The 12,851-nt window shown below is 56.9% G+C and carries 18 protein-coding genes; 10 read left to right on the plus strand and 8 right to left on the minus strand.

Features of this window, described 5'->3' with window-relative positions; all coding sequences use genetic code 11:
- Positions 1-15: 15 nt before the first annotated feature.
- From MARLIPOL_RS13195 to MARLIPOL_RS13215, 5 genes are all read right to left on the minus strand, one after another.
- The gene (locus MARLIPOL_RS13195; RefSeq protein ID WP_012138685.1) at positions 16-231 is read right to left on the minus strand and encodes a YnbE family lipoprotein; all 216 of its coding nucleotides are present in this window, start codon (positions 229-231) and stop codon (positions 16-18) included.
- Positions 228-1,745: a YdbH domain-containing protein gene (locus tag MARLIPOL_RS13200; RefSeq protein ID WP_012138686.1), complete on the minus strand. Its 1,518-nt coding sequence runs from the start codon at positions 1,743-1,745 to the stop codon at positions 228-230. The genes MARLIPOL_RS13195 and MARLIPOL_RS13200 overlap by 4 nt, the downstream gene beginning before the upstream one ends.
- 43 nt (positions 1,746-1,788) lie before the next feature.
- Positions 1,789-3,357, minus strand: coding sequence for a bifunctional GNAT family N-acetyltransferase/carbon-nitrogen hydrolase family protein (locus MARLIPOL_RS13205; protein WP_012138687.1), 1,569 nt, complete (start codon positions 3,355-3,357; stop codon positions 1,789-1,791).
- 72 nt (positions 3,358-3,429) lie between these two features.
- Positions 3,430-3,972: an RNA 2',3'-cyclic phosphodiesterase gene (thpR, locus tag MARLIPOL_RS13210; RefSeq protein WP_012138688.1), complete on the minus strand. Its 543-nt coding sequence runs from the start codon at positions 3,970-3,972 to the stop codon at positions 3,430-3,432.
- A gap of 23 nt (positions 3,973-3,995) precedes the next feature.
- On the minus strand, positions 3,996-4,313 hold the full coding sequence (locus MARLIPOL_RS13215; RefSeq protein WP_012138689.1) for a putative signal transducing protein: 318 nt from the start codon (positions 4,311-4,313) through the stop codon (positions 3,996-3,998).
- 195 nt (positions 4,314-4,508) lie between these two features.
- On the opposite strand from MARLIPOL_RS13215, the gene MARLIPOL_RS13220 reads away from it, so the two are divergent.
- From MARLIPOL_RS13220 to MARLIPOL_RS13235, 4 genes are read left to right on the plus strand one after another with little or no spacing between them, the layout of a single operon-like run.
- Positions 4,509-5,078, plus strand: a complete 570-nt coding sequence (locus MARLIPOL_RS13220) for a DJ-1/PfpI family protein (protein ID WP_012138690.1) — start codon at positions 4,509-4,511, stop codon at positions 5,076-5,078.
- Between the two features lie 50 nt (positions 5,079-5,128).
- A complete protein-coding gene (locus MARLIPOL_RS13225) occupies positions 5,129-5,509 on the plus strand; it encodes a ribbon-helix-helix domain-containing protein (RefSeq protein WP_012138692.1) in 381 nt (126 codons plus the stop codon).
- 54 nt (positions 5,510-5,563) lie between these two features.
- Positions 5,564-6,100 (plus strand): C40 family peptidase, encoded by a 537-nt coding sequence (locus MARLIPOL_RS13230; RefSeq protein WP_012138693.1) that lies wholly within the window; start codon positions 5,564-5,566, stop codon positions 6,098-6,100.
- Positions 6,101-6,119: 19 nt separating this feature from the next.
- The gene (locus MARLIPOL_RS13235; RefSeq protein WP_012138694.1) at positions 6,120-6,746 is read left to right on the plus strand and encodes a hypothetical protein; all 627 of its coding nucleotides are present in this window, start codon (positions 6,120-6,122) and stop codon (positions 6,744-6,746) included.
- 15 nt (positions 6,747-6,761) lie between these two features.
- Here MARLIPOL_RS13235 and MARLIPOL_RS13240 read toward each other — a convergent pair whose 3' ends face one another.
- Positions 6,762-7,370: a LysE/ArgO family amino acid transporter gene (locus tag MARLIPOL_RS13240; protein WP_012138695.1), complete on the minus strand. Its 609-nt coding sequence runs from the start codon at positions 7,368-7,370 to the stop codon at positions 6,762-6,764.
- An 88-nt stretch (positions 7,371-7,458) separates the two neighbouring features.
- Between MARLIPOL_RS13240 and MARLIPOL_RS13245 the strand changes: the two genes are divergently transcribed.
- Entirely contained in the window at positions 7,459-8,334 is an 876-nt protein-coding gene (locus MARLIPOL_RS13245) for a LysR family transcriptional regulator ArgP (protein ID WP_036191826.1), read from the plus strand.
- 35 nt (positions 8,335-8,369) lie between these two features.
- Here the strand turns inward: MARLIPOL_RS13245 and MARLIPOL_RS13250 are convergent, their stop codons facing one another.
- Positions 8,370-8,849, minus strand: a complete 480-nt coding sequence (locus tag MARLIPOL_RS13250) for a cupin domain-containing protein (RefSeq protein WP_036191664.1) — start codon at positions 8,847-8,849, stop codon at positions 8,370-8,372.
- Positions 8,850-9,008: 159 nt separating this feature from the next.
- Between MARLIPOL_RS13250 and MARLIPOL_RS13255 the strand changes: the two genes are divergently transcribed.
- From MARLIPOL_RS13255 to MARLIPOL_RS13270, 4 genes are read left to right on the plus strand one after another with little or no spacing between them, the layout of a single operon-like run.
- Positions 9,009-9,662: a sigma-70 family RNA polymerase sigma factor gene (locus MARLIPOL_RS13255; protein ID WP_012138699.1), complete on the plus strand. Its 654-nt coding sequence runs from the start codon at positions 9,009-9,011 to the stop codon at positions 9,660-9,662.
- On the plus strand, positions 9,659-9,895 hold the full coding sequence (locus MARLIPOL_RS13260) for an anti-sigma factor family protein (RefSeq protein WP_012138700.1): 237 nt from the start codon (positions 9,659-9,661) through the stop codon (positions 9,893-9,895). Before MARLIPOL_RS13255 ends, MARLIPOL_RS13260 begins: the two co-directional genes overlap by 4 nt.
- A gap of 24 nt (positions 9,896-9,919) precedes the next feature.
- Entirely contained in the window at positions 9,920-11,140 is a 1,221-nt protein-coding gene (locus MARLIPOL_RS13265) for a methyltransferase domain-containing protein (protein WP_012138701.1), read from the plus strand.
- Positions 11,141-11,189: 49 nt separating this feature from the next.
- Entirely contained in the window at positions 11,190-11,759 is a 570-nt protein-coding gene (locus MARLIPOL_RS13270; protein WP_012138702.1) for an NnrU family protein, read from the plus strand.
- 30 nt (positions 11,760-11,789) lie between these two features.
- Here the strand turns inward: MARLIPOL_RS13270 and MARLIPOL_RS13275 are convergent, their stop codons facing one another.
- On the minus strand, positions 11,790-12,371 hold the full coding sequence (locus MARLIPOL_RS13275; RefSeq protein WP_012138703.1) for a CPBP family intramembrane glutamic endopeptidase: 582 nt from the start codon (positions 12,369-12,371) through the stop codon (positions 11,790-11,792).
- Positions 12,372-12,475: 104 nt separating this feature from the next.
- Here MARLIPOL_RS13275 and MARLIPOL_RS18675 point away from each other — a divergent pair.
- Positions 12,476-12,851: MASE1 domain-containing protein (locus MARLIPOL_RS18675; RefSeq protein ID WP_012138704.1), on the plus strand; the 376-nt coding region annotated here is incomplete at its 3' end.

Consider the following 12,851-nt stretch of genomic DNA (forward strand, 5'->3'; position numbering starts at 1 on the left):
AATGTCAGGCTTCGCTCAGAACAGCCCCTGTTCACTGAACAGTTCATCCACTTCCTTGTCTACCTTGACGTAAATTTCATGCTGGATCTTGACGTTCAGGTTCACCGTAATCGGTTCTTTGGGTGCGGCCATCTGCACCGTTGGTGTACAGGCATACAACGCCAGCGGCAGCATCAGTATCATCAATGCTCTCACCGCAAGCGACCGGTACGACCGCAATACATTCGTCATGGCACTGTCTCCTCCCCGGATTGTTGCAGTCGTTCCCGAACGCGTTCGGTCACGACTTCATTCACCCTGCCACTCAACTGTAAGCTGGTTAACAGGGCGGGAATGTCCTCTTCCAGACTGATATTGAGTACCACCGGTTGCCCACCCCTGACTTCAGGGTTCTCCCCTTCCAGTCTTACATCGAGTACCAGCTTGCCCTTTTCATCGTAGTCTATCGTGCTCTCCAATACCGAATAGTGAAAGTTTTGCAAAGCTTCCACCACCAGACTCATCGCCTGACTGCTGCCCAGCATGGCACGGAGCCGATTCGCGGGGAGCTTCAGCAAACCTCCCGGGGAAATGGCGGCAAGCTGACCCTGCGCCACCTCGATACCGGCGTCACTGATCTGAACCGGAATACGGCCACTAAGCACGCCGGTGCCTGCAAGGCCTTCCGTTGGGTAGACCTGCAGCAGGCGCGCCAGTGAGACGTCATAGACATCAACTGGCAGCCGCCAGGGCTTCCTGGAGAGATCAATGGCACCGGGCGCCACTCTCAGACGACCACCCAGAAAGCCGGCAGTGGCTTGCTGGATATCCAGCAAGCCACCAAAGAGATCAGACTTCGGAGCCGTGTAGCCAGCCAGAATATGAACGGGGCCGATGCCAATGCCGGAGTTGAGCTGACCGATAGTCACATCGCGAAAACCAGCCGTCAGTAAACCCTGCTCCAGATCAATCAACAACCGTCCGTTCAGATCGGATATCGCGGTACGATTCATGACCCCGCCAACACCGTCGAAATCCAGCTGGCCATGAAGTGCCAATGGAGCGTCTGGTTCCACACGGAGCGACGCCTCGGCCCGTACCTGCCCCGTATCCAGCTCCAGGAGCGGGGGCCAGTCGGAGAGGGTTCCGGCCATGACTTTACTGCCGCTTGCCCCTTCAACCTGTGTGATGGCACGGGCGGCGAGAAATTCGCCCGGTACGTTTCTCAGCGTCAGGTCAGCAACCAGGCCGGAGTCGGAGCGAACCTGACCTTCGACCCGCAGGTCTGTCAGGGGGCCATTCACGACCCCCTCAAACCGCCAGCCCTGCCCTATCAGCGCAGGGTGTTGCACTGCGCCAACCGTTATAACCACAGGGCCAGCCACGGAGCTTCGCTCTGGCAACGGGGCCGTGCCATTGAGGTCCACGGTCAGGGTGACATCCCGCAGGTCTACCCGGACATCCTCCATCTGGAAGGGCGATTCAGCTCCACTCTGAACAATCGACGCTGCCTGCAACCGGGATCCGGTCTTGAACTGGACGGTAGCAACGCGGTTGTCTGCATCGACGGCGGTGACCACATCGGCACGAATTCCGGTCACAACCGAGCCTCCGGAATGAATATCCGGCAACGTCAGGCCGATCCGACCCTGCTGCACCATCAGCGACCAGCCAGCGGCGACCACAGGCTGCGCTGTCAGGGCAAACATCGCCAGGACTGCAAGGTGGGTCCATCGCTTCCATGGCATGGAGCCATCAAGTGGCAAAACAACGCTCCTTTTAATTAGGGCTGTCGCCAGGCGATTCCGGCTATTCGCCTCGCCAGGTCACGCTATAGAGGTCGTGCCGGCGATCCTGAAGGTTTTTTACGGTACCACTGTTACGAGCGGTGATCAGCACCTCCGGCCGGAGATCCGCAAAGGCCACTGTTTCAACGTTTGGTTCGGTGTCAGCAGCGATACCATCTCGGGCAAACGGAAAATCACAGGGGGTCAGGATGCAGCTCTGGCCGTACTGGATTTCCATATTTGGTACATTCGGCAGGTTACCGACATTGCCAGACATCACAACGTACACCTGATTCTCCACTGCCCTGGCCTGACAACAATACCGGACCCGCAGATAACTCTGCCGTTCATCCGTGCAGAAAGGCACAAAGATAATCTGGACGCCCTGATCTACCAGGTGGCGGGTCAATTCCGGGAATTCCGCGTCGTAGCAGATCAGTACACCAATAATGCCGCAATCGGTCTCGATGGCACTGACCCGATTGCCGCCCTGCACATTCCACCAGTAGGCCTCGTTCGGGGTCGGGTGAATCTTGGGTTGGGTGAAGGCCTGGCCATCCCGTAGAAACACATGAGCCATGTTGCGGATGGTGCCGTCGTCTTCACGCACCGGCGTGGAACCGGCCACGATATTGATATTGTAACGCAGGGCCAGGTCCCGCATCAGGTCCCGATAACGCTCTGCATAGTGAGTGACCGCTGCAAAGGTTTCAGCCGGGCTCCCCTTACGGGCTTCAATCGAAAGTAGCTGCAGAGTGAAAAGTTCCGGAAACACAACAAAGTCGCCCTTATAGGTGGATACAACATCCACGAAGTAACGGACAATCTCGCTGAATTCATCAAAGGAAGCTACGGGCCGCTGCTGGTACTGAACCGTGCCGATGCGCACGGTATCCCGCATGCGTTGGCCATACCGCCTGGGTCGTTCATTTTGACCGTTCCGGGGTACTTTCGGGTTACGCCAGACCAGGTGAATCCCGTACCCCATGGAGTCATGGTCCGCGTCCAGGTAATGGGGAATAATACCGTGCACCTCGAAACCCTGGTGGAGTTGAAATGACAGCACCGGGTCCTTTTGCTCCTTGCTCTTGATGGCTTCAACATAGGCCTCAACATTGCCGAACTTTTTCATACGCTGTCGCAGGCTGGGAAGGCGACCGGCAAACACCACACCCCGCAGGTTCAGCGCCTGGCATAACTGTTTGCGTTCGTTGTACAGCCGCTCGCCAATCCGGTAACCACGGCAGTCAGGATCCACACACACTTCCATGCCATAGAGCCAGTCACCCTCCGGATCATGTCGTGAGGCGTACCCGTTGCCGGTGATTGAGGTCCAGTCGTGAGCTGCCAGAGCAATCTCTTCGGTAATGCGGAACGTCGCACAATATCCCACAATGGTGTCGCCCAGCATGGCGACGAACTGACCATCAGGGAAGGTATTGATCTGCCCGGTCAGCGGCCCCTTGGTATAGCCGTACATGCCAGTGCCTTCATAGACACGGCGGCTGAGCTCGATGATGCCGGGAATATCGGCCAAGGTGGCGTTACGAACAAACAAACGCAGGTCACGATCGGAAAACGGCGGGCACATAGACACCTCGGAAAAGGCGTTGATTTGCCTTCATCTTTGGTGGCCAAAGGCCATTCCGTCAAGGGAAATCGATCAGTGCGGATCCGGCAACGGAAAGCGCTCAATCACGGTGTATACGGAACCTCCCCGCCCCTGGTTACTTTCAAACAGAACGACATCGGATACGGCAAAATGCCCGAAAACCGATTCGCCATGGTCATCCAGCAACCCCTCTACCGAGCCGCGCTGTTTTTTGAATCTTGCCAAGGTGACATGAGGACGAAACGACCGCCTTTCGGGCGCAAACCCGAGCCCTGCCATTCGGGATCGGAGGGCCCAGTGAAGTGCCGCAACGGGATCCGGCGGCTGAACGCCCGCCCAGAGGTTTCTCGGGCTCCGCGCCTGGCCAAAGCAGCCGAGACCGCTGACATCAAGCTCAAACGCTTCCACCGGGAGGTCTCTGGCCGCATCACATAGGGCTGAAATCCGGTCTGGCTCCACCTTTCCCAGAAACAGCAAGGTAATATGCAGCTGCTCCAGGCTTTGCCATTTGGCGCCGTATATCGGGGCATACACTCCCAACAAACGCTGTTTGATGTCAGCCGGGAGGTCCAATCCGAAAAACAACCGGTGCATGAATGCCTCGCTTTCGGACACATCTAATAAAAATTGAACAGCAATAATCCAACAACGGCTACTACCAGAAGAAACCAGCGTGCGTAAAAGTCCGGGCGGTCGTCATCATCCTCGGTCGCTGCGTATTCGTGATTTGTCGATTCGTATTCGGCGATCAGTTGCCGGGCGCGGTAAAGGTCTTCGTCTTCCACATGGACGTTGCTGAAACCGGCCGCTCCGATTTCCCCCATAGCCCCCTGCAAATAGTGGCCACCAACGTAAGCTTCGATTCCGTTGGCTGCAAGCAAGCCGGCCACAATATGCGCCTCGGTGATATCCTGGGCCCGATAGGCAATCTGCAACGTCCGCCTCCTTCAGTGACCTGTCAGTAACGCACCCTCGAAAATTACCGGTACTACTCCAAGCATAGTCTGCCAATACAGGCAGGACCAACAAACCGCAACGGATATGGGCCTGTAGTATCCCGCTAATACCCGCTTGCAGAGCGCCGCTGATACTGTTTCCTGACCTGGCAGGACAATCACAAGGAGACAGCCATGAGCGGGAAAAAGATTCTGATGATTACCGGTGACTTCACCGAGGACTACGAAACCATGGTGCCTTTCCAGGCGCTGCAGGCGGTTGGTCACACGGTTCACGCCGTTTGCCCGGACAAGAAAGCCGGCGATACTGTTGCCACCGCTATCCACGATTTCGAGGGCGACCAGACCTACACCGAGAAACCCGGCCACCGTTTTGCCCTGAATGCCGATTTCGAGGGAATCAATCCGGCGGATTACGACGCCTTGGTGGTTCCCGGTGGCCGCGCTCCGGAATATTTGCGGTTGAACGACGATGTGAAGAGTCTGGTACGCCACTTTTTCGACACGGAAAAGCCGGTTGCAGCCATCTGCCACGGCGCGCAACTGCTAGCTGCGGCCGGTGTCTTGAAGGGCCGCGAGTGCTCGGCCTATCCAGCCTGCCAACCGGAAGTGGAATTGGCAGGCGGCCGCTTTTCCAGCATTGAGGTTGATCAGGCGATCACCGATGCTAATCTGGTAACAGCCCCTGCCTGGCCAGCCCACCCAGCCTGGCTGGCACAGTTTTTCAAACTGCTGGACAACTAAGCCAACAGGGGCCGGATTTCCGGCCCCTGGCACAGGACCAGGAGAGCACCATGTGCAAGCTCTTCATCAACGCCGACCCTGAACTTTGGGTCAGCGAGACCCACTCCCTTCGTATCGACGGGATGGTAACCAGTGTTCGCATGGAGAATGCCTTCTGGCATGTCCTTGCCGAGCTGGCCGAGCGCGATGGCATGAACCTGCCCCAGATGATCACCAGGCTTTACCACGAGTCCATCGATGCCGGGCATGATCTGGGGAATTTCACGTCGTTCCTGCGGGTATGCGCAATGCGCTACCTGGAGCTACAGCTAGCCGGTGATGTTCCAAAGGACACCCGCGTGCCCATAGCCTCACTGGATGCCGACCGGATCCTGAACAAGAGCCCGACTCAGGAGGCTATCTCCGCGCCAGGCGGTAAATCCACCCACTGATCAGGCAAAGCACTCCAAACCGTAACCTGACATCCGATGGAAGGAATAATACAGTTGAAGCACAGAACAGACAGCCTGGGTTTCAATATGCATGAATGGTTCCGATACATCTCTATCCTGGTCATATCAGCCCTGGCCTTGGGCGGGTGTGCCAGCCATCAGAGTTTGCCCGAGGGCATGGCTGATGTGCCCCCTTCCTCACCGACGGCTGCGGCACAGGAACCCGGGAAAGCACAAAAGCTCTGGCAGGTGTTCGAGCGCTACCAGGGCACCCCCTATCGGTATGGCGGCACCTCCTCCAATGGCTTCGATTGTTCCGGCTTTATCCTTACCGCCTATCAGGAGGGATTGGGAAAACAACTCCCCAGAACCACCTCACAGATGCTGGCCAGTGGAGATGCAATACATCCAGGGAATATACAGCCTGGCGATCTCGTCTTTTTCCGCATTCGCGGCAAGGAGCAACACGCCGGCATTTACATGGGGGACGACCGATTCATCCATGCCTCCACCTCAATCGGCGTAACCCAGTCGTCCATGAACGGCTATTACTGGAAGGGCCGTTTTACCCAGGCTCGCCGCTTTGACTGACACCGGAGCAACGAGTCCCATGATACTCACCCGATCCCTGTGCTGTTACCTGGCCCTCCTTCCGCTGGCCATACCGGCCGTAGCGCAAGTGGAGCTCACGCCATTTGTGGGCTTCCGCATGGGTGGGGAGTTCGACACCAGAGACGACACCGACGAGTCGGAAAGCCGGGTGAGACTGGATGACACCGTAAGTCAGGGTTTGTTGGTGAACATCGATCTGCAGGAACCAGGCAAGCAGCTGGAACTGTATATGGGGCGGCAGGAAACCACGGCCGACATCCCACAAGGACTCTTGTCGCCACCCCGCGACCGGGTGGATATCACCCTGTATCAGCTGCAGTTCGGCGGACTGTATTTCCCCGGCGGCAAGACCACTGGCGGTTTTGTCTCGGGCGTCGCAGGCGTTACCCGGCTCGCCCCCAAACACTCCAACCTCGACACCCACCATCGCGCATCGCTGACGCTGGGCGGCGGATACAAATTCCCGGTCACGGAACACGTCCTGCTGCGACTGGATTTACGCGGAATCTACACCGTGCTCGACAGTGGCGGCTCGGGGTTCTGCTCCGGTGGCTGCAACGTCCGGTTTGAAAGCAGCGGGTATCTGCAGGTCGAAGCGGGTGCCGGATTGGCTATCCGCTTCTGATCCACCCTTTGAATTCTACAGACCACCATTAATGGCAAGATGCGCTGCAATACCAGCCATCATCAGACCTATGACGCCATCGATCAGACGCCAGGCCACCGGTCGCGAAAGAATCGGTGCGAGCGCAGACCCACTCCAGGCCAGCAAGCCGAACCAGAGAATTGATGCACTGCTGGCACCAGCGACAAAGGTGGTAGTGTCCTCCTGCTGTGCCCCTACCGCCGGTATCAGTAGCAGGGTATCGAGATAGACCTGGGGGTTCAGCAGAGTCACCGCAAGCGTGGTGAACAGCACCCCCTTCAGGCTTCGCTTCGTTACCTCTCCAGCTTCCAGTGCCACCCGGCCCCGACCGGCACGAACAAATGCCTGTACCGCCAGCCAGCCAAGGAACACAACCCCGAGCCAGCGGAGGATTTCCAGAGCCTGGGGCATCGCCATCAGCGCGGCACTGACACCAAACATACCCAGGGTAAACAGGGTGACATCCGCCGCCATGCACAGGCCGGCCGACCACCAATGGTGCTCTCTACGGATCGCCTGGCTCAGCACATAGGCATTCTGGGCACCGATGGCAACGATGATGCCGCCACACACAATCAAACCGGTCAGGTAACTCTCCAGCACGTTTAGATCTCCTCATCCAATGGCGCAAGATTACCGGCTTACCGCTATACTGAAAATTCATATTCATAATGTTGCATCAGTTTTTCTTATGATTGATTACAAATTATTGGAAGCCCTCGCAACAGTTATCGAGTGCGGTGGATTTGAACGGGCCGGCGTGGCCCTGGGTCTCAGCCAATCGGCGGTCTCCCAGCGCCTGCGTACACTCGAAATTCGGTTGGGACAACCGGTTCTGATCCGCAGCCCGATCATCAAAGCCACGCCGGCGGGACAAAGGCTGCTGAACCATGTGCAGCAGGTGCAGCTTCTGGAACGGGACCTGGCCGGTTCCATTCCGGCACTTTCGGAGCCAACGGCCAGACTCCGCATTGCCCTGAACGCGGACAGCCTCGCTACCTGGTGGGCGACCGCTATTGGAGAATTCTGTGCGGAGGAAGCGCTGCTTCTGGATATGGTGATTGAAGACCAGGACATTGGTTTGCGCCGCATGCGCGAAGGCGATGTCGCCGCCTGCCTGTGCAGCAGCCCGCAACCGATCGCCGGTGCCCGGTGCGTGCCAGTTGGCACAATGACCTACCTGCCACTGGCGACACCAGCATACGTTCAGCGGTATTTCTCCAGCGGCTTTAACGCTGACAACTTTGAATCCGCCCCGGCCATTGTGTTCGGTCCCAACGATCAGCTTCAGCACCGGTTTCTCGCCCAATGCGGCTACCACGGCCCGGTTCCTCACCATCTTTGCCCATCTTCGGAGGGCTTCGTGAAGCTGGCCCTTGCGGGGATGGGGTACGGCATGATCCCCCAGGCCCAAGTACAACAGGAACTGGACACCGGACAGCTGGTCAACATCGCACCCAGCCAATCCCTGGAAGTGCGGCTCTACTGGCATTTCTGGCGCCATGGCGGCGGTGTTATGGACCGCCTGACCACGGCCATTCAGTCCGCCAGCCCGCTCAATCGATAGCCGCTATGCCCTCCCCGCTCTGATGTTGTCGTTCATCATTGACGGGGATCGTCTTCGGGATTCAGGTAATCAATACCCCACGGACCTGTTCCGTGTACCTGGATAGTAACCTCCTCATCGGTATAGCCATACATCGGATCCCCTGGCGACAGGATCGCCAGACTGCCTTCAGGCAAAGCTTTGACATTGGCACGGTCAAATTCCTCACCATGGGCAAAGTAAAGAGTCCCGGACAATACTGTGACTCGTTCATAGGCCGGATGATTGTGAGGCGCAACCACGTAGTTAGCGGGCAGTTTCAACCTGATGGTAAAAGGCTCCTCACTCCCGAGGTCACCTTCCAGAACAGCAATCTGGGCGCCCGGTTCCATGGAACCCACCGGGGCCCATTCAATCTCGTCCGGTACCATCATCATGTGGCCTTCTCCCTTATAAGGCGTTCCCGCTATCACAGCGGCGCTCACGCCCACACAAAGCACCAGGGCTGTTACAGTAATCGTTGAATTGGCAGCCATCGCATCTATCCTCCATGTAAGGGTTACCAACCGGGGCATCTCCCGGCTGGCCACAAGGACGCATCGGGCTGGTAATTTGTTCCCGGGATTGAAACGGGCTTTACGGGAACTTTTCCTCACTCCAACACGTCCCTGTGACATCTCCGAAGGGAGACCGTCATGGTTACGACAACGCAGACAGAAACATCAACCCGCCCCCGGGCCACTCGTCAGGCGATGTTTGAACAGGAAATCCACCATTTGATGGATCGCCTCTACGAAACGGCTTTGCGCCTGTCACGCAATCCGGACGATGCGGAAGACATTGTGGCCGAAACCGTGACTACCGCCTGGAAAAAGCTTGACCAGCTAACGGACAACACCTGTTTTGAAAGTTGGCTGTTCCGGATACTGAACCACACATTTATCAACCAATGGCGACGGCGCCAGTGTCGGCAGGAAAAAGAGATTGCACTAGAAGACATCGGTAACGCGGGTGGCTTTTCACTGTTCGAAAAACTTCACCAACCATTTCTGCTGTGGTGGGGAACCCCCGAACAATCCTTTCTGAATCAGATCCTGAGCCAAGACATCCGAAAGGCAATGGACCAGTTACCCGACGAGTTTCGGATCGTCATGGTCCTGGTAGAGATTGAGGGTTACAGCTATCAGGAAACAGCAGACCTTATCGGCATTCCATTAGGCACGGTTCGCTCCCGACTTTACCGGGCCCGCAATCAGCTTCAACGTGACTTATGGCAACAAGGCCAGGACGCAGGGCTGACAACAGATGGATCCTGTGAGACGGGTACTGGCACCGGAGGTGAAGCATGAGCAAAGACATCATTGCCTGCGAGGAAGTCATAGAGCGCTTGTTCGAATATCTGGACCGTGAACTGGATCCCGCAACCCAAACGGAAATCGATCGGCACCTTCGCCGTTGCCATGACTGTTTCAGCCGCAAAGAGTTTGAAAGACGTCTGAGAGACAAGGTCGCAGCAAGTGGTACTGAAAAGGCGCCGGACCGTTTAAAACGCCGGGTGGCATCGCTGCTGAACAATTCTTGATGCCTCTCGCCAGGAGAACAAACCATGGTCGCTATCCTTGGATTCTCACGGGAACAGATCACCTCCGCCGTTCAAGATATGTACACCCGGGTGGCCGAGGCCCCACAATCCAGGTTCCATTTTCCTGTGGGATATGAGGCCCTCAATGCCCTGGACTACCCCGTAGACCAGATTGAACAGCTGCCAGAAGATATCGCAGCCTCATTTGCAGGGGTTGGCTACCCCTTCAACGGCAACGCCATCAGGCCCGGCGACACCACTCTGGATCTTGGCGCCGGCGCAGGCAACGATAGTTTCCTGGCACACAGCCTGACGGGTCCTAATGGTCGTGTCATTTCACTGGATCTGACCTCAGCCATGACTCGCAAGCTGAGACAACGGGCCGACGAAGAAGGAACCACCATAGACGTTATCCAGGCAAACGCCGAGCACCTACCCTTTGCCAGCGCCAGTATCGACAGCATCACCAGCAACGGTGCCCTAAACCTGGTCCCCGACAAACGGCGGGCTGTCACGGAGATGTTCCGCATCCTGAAACCCGGCGGCCGGCTACAACTGGCTGACGTGGTCATTGATCGCCCTGTTACGGTGGACTGCGATTCCGATCCCAGGCTATGGGTTGAATGCGTTGTCGGCGCGACCGTAGAGGAAAACCTGCTGGCTATGCTGGAGGACGCTGGTTTTGAAGATATCAGGATCGTCAGATCCATCGACTATTTCGCTCACAGCCCTAGTCGCCAGACCCGTGAGGTGGCACAGAGCTTCGGCGCCCGATCTGTCGAAATTGCCGCGCGCAGGGGTTCCAGGGCCCCCGGTCGGCTGCGGCAATGGATGCGCAGAAGCCATCCGAGGCGCTGGCTGACGGCTCTAGGGAAACGCGGATTCCTCGGCGTTTCAGCGTTGGGCCTGGCACTACTGACCTGCTATGGCCTGCTTGCGGCAACCGTTCTTTTGGCTACACTGGGTGTTCAGCTCACCCTGAATATACAACTGTGGTCTGGCGGTATCGGACTATTTACGGCACTGACCGTACTGGCGGTCGCTGTTGGTAAACGACGACATCACCAGCTAGCACCTACATGGACAGCTCTGGCCGGAGCCTGTCTGGTTTTTTTCACGCTGTTTGTCGACTATTGGATTGCGGTCGAACTCGCAGGATTCATTATGCTGACAGGGGCCGCCATCTGGGATCTGGTTCTTCGCCGCAGGGATGAGGCCCGTCGCCTGGGGCTCACTCACTCATGATAGCTGGGCAACCTGTCACTGCACTTAACCGGTAAAGGAGTTTCTGGACATGACCACACTGATCATTGGTCTGGTTCTGTTTCTGGGCATTCACTCATTGTCGATCGTCAATGAACCCTTGCGTGATCGAATGCATGCTTCGCTGGGCGAGCTCCCGTTCAAGGGCCTTTATTCCCTGGCTTCGCTGATCGGGCTGGTCCTGATTGTCTGGGGATATGGCGCGGCACGCATGGATCCCACAGTGCTGTATACGCCACCGGGCTGGCTCAGGCACCTGGCCATGCTGCTCCTGATACCGGTTTTCCCCCTGCTTTTTGCCACTTACTTTCCGGGCAAGATCAAAGCCAAACTGGGGCATCCGATGCTCGTTTCCGTCAAGCTCTGGGCTCTTGCTCACCTGCTGGCCAACGGCATGCTCTACGACCTCCTGCTGTTCGGTTCGTTCCTGGCCTGGGCAGTGGCAGACCGGATCTCCCTGAAACGCCGGTCCGAACGCCCCATCGCCACCCTGCCTGCGAGCAAAGCCAATGACGCGATTGCAGTCGTAGGCGGCCTCGTGGTGTACGTCGTTTTCGTATTCTGGGCCCATCAGTGGCTGTTTGGCGTGGCACCAGCTTGAAGCAAGTCGTGGCGTCTGGAGTTCAGATCATCAATCAACACCAAATCGATGCGGGTAGTGCCGCAGACAATACAATGCCACCACGTCGTAAGCACCGTGCCAGACCATCGTCAGCAACAAGCTCTCTGACCAGATGTAGGCCAGCCCCAGCACTACACCCAGCAGAGTGGCGATGACGAAGTATGCAAATGACAAGACATGCACCAGGCCGAACAGGATGGCAGCCGCAGCAAGAGCGAACACGGCCCCGAACTGTTCGGTAAGCCACCCCTGAATAACGCCCCGAAACAGCAGCTCTTCCCCGAAGCCCGCCAGTACGGATAGGGTCACCAACACCGGCCAGGAGTAGCTACAGGCAAACTTGTGCAAGAATCGCATCTGATCCCGCAACGGGCTTGAACTGGACGTCCAACCCGAAGTCAATAAAAACATCGCAATATAGGTAAACAGGGCCCCCAGCCCCCCAAGTAAAATCACATGAGCAACCGGAAGTTCGTTCGTATAAACTTCCACGCCTGTCAAATAGAACGCGATAACAGCAACAATCGCGATCAGGGACTGGAACCCCAGGACCGACAACGTTGACATTCTTTTGCTGGAGATATCCGCCATGCGGTTTTTACGCTCCTATTGATTTCGCTCAACAGACACTACTCGGCAGCGTGTCAAAGTGTTCTTATTAGCACTTATTGATGATTGTCAGCTCGGAACACATTATGGTACCGAACGTCCTATCTCACCCGCTGTTTCGAGCCGTTATTGTCGGCTTACTCTATTACTCTGGGGCATGGATAGGTGTACATCAAACCATTACGCCGGATGGTATCGCAGTATTGTGGCCCCCCAATGCCGTACTTCTTACGGCATTTCTGACATCACCTCGCAAGCAATGGCCCTTGTACGCGTTGGCCGCACTCACTGCTGAATGCCTGGCGGATATACCCGCCTTCCCTCTATGGGCAGCACTGAGTTTCGGAACGGTCAACATCCTGGAGACAGTCATTGCGACCCTGATGATTCAGCAGCTTGCTGGTAAGCAGTTCCGCTTCGACTCACTGAAATCCGCGCTTGTGTTTTTTATCTCGGCACCCC

Origin of the sequence: Marinobacter lipolyticus SM19 (assembly GCF_000397065.2) — a bacterium.
GTDB lineage: Bacteria > Pseudomonadota > Gammaproteobacteria > Pseudomonadales > Oleiphilaceae > Marinobacter > Marinobacter lipolyticus.

Bases quoted from the DNA above. Each gene is read 5' to 3' on its own strand.
- MARLIPOL_RS13195 (WP_012138685.1), bottom strand. From the start codon at position 231: ATGACGAATGTATTGCGGTCGTACCGGTCGCTTGCGGTGAGAGCATTG.
- MARLIPOL_RS13205 (WP_012138687.1), bottom strand. From the start codon at position 3,357: ATGTGCCCGCCGTTTTCCGATCGTGACCTGCGTTTGTTTGTTCGTAAC.
- thpR (WP_012138688.1), bottom strand. From the start codon at position 3,972: ATGCACCGGTTGTTTTTCGGATTGGACCTCCCGGCTGACATCAAACAG.
- MARLIPOL_RS13220 (WP_012138690.1), top strand. From the start codon at position 4,509: ATGAGCGGGAAAAAGATTCTGATGATTACCGGTGACTTCACCGAGGAC.
- MARLIPOL_RS13225 (WP_012138692.1), top strand. From the start codon at position 5,129: ATGTGCAAGCTCTTCATCAACGCCGACCCTGAACTTTGGGTCAGCGAG.
- MARLIPOL_RS13235 (WP_012138694.1), top strand. From the start codon at position 6,120: ATGATACTCACCCGATCCCTGTGCTGTTACCTGGCCCTCCTTCCGCTG.
- MARLIPOL_RS13245 (WP_036191826.1), top strand. From the start codon at position 7,459: ATGATTGATTACAAATTATTGGAAGCCCTCGCAACAGTTATCGAGTGC.
- MARLIPOL_RS13250 (WP_036191664.1), bottom strand. From the start codon at position 8,849: ATGGCTGCCAATTCAACGATTACTGTAACAGCCCTGGTGCTTTGTGTG.
- MARLIPOL_RS13255 (WP_012138699.1), top strand. From the start codon at position 9,009: ATGGTTACGACAACGCAGACAGAAACATCAACCCGCCCCCGGGCCACT.
- MARLIPOL_RS13260 (WP_012138700.1), top strand. From the start codon at position 9,659: ATGAGCAAAGACATCATTGCCTGCGAGGAAGTCATAGAGCGCTTGTTC.
- MARLIPOL_RS13265 (WP_012138701.1), top strand. From the start codon at position 9,920: ATGGTCGCTATCCTTGGATTCTCACGGGAACAGATCACCTCCGCCGTT.
- MARLIPOL_RS13270 (WP_012138702.1), top strand. From the start codon at position 11,190: ATGACCACACTGATCATTGGTCTGGTTCTGTTTCTGGGCATTCACTCA.
- MARLIPOL_RS13275 (WP_012138703.1), bottom strand. From the start codon at position 12,371: ATGGCGGATATCTCCAGCAAAAGAATGTCAACGTTGTCGGTCCTGGGG.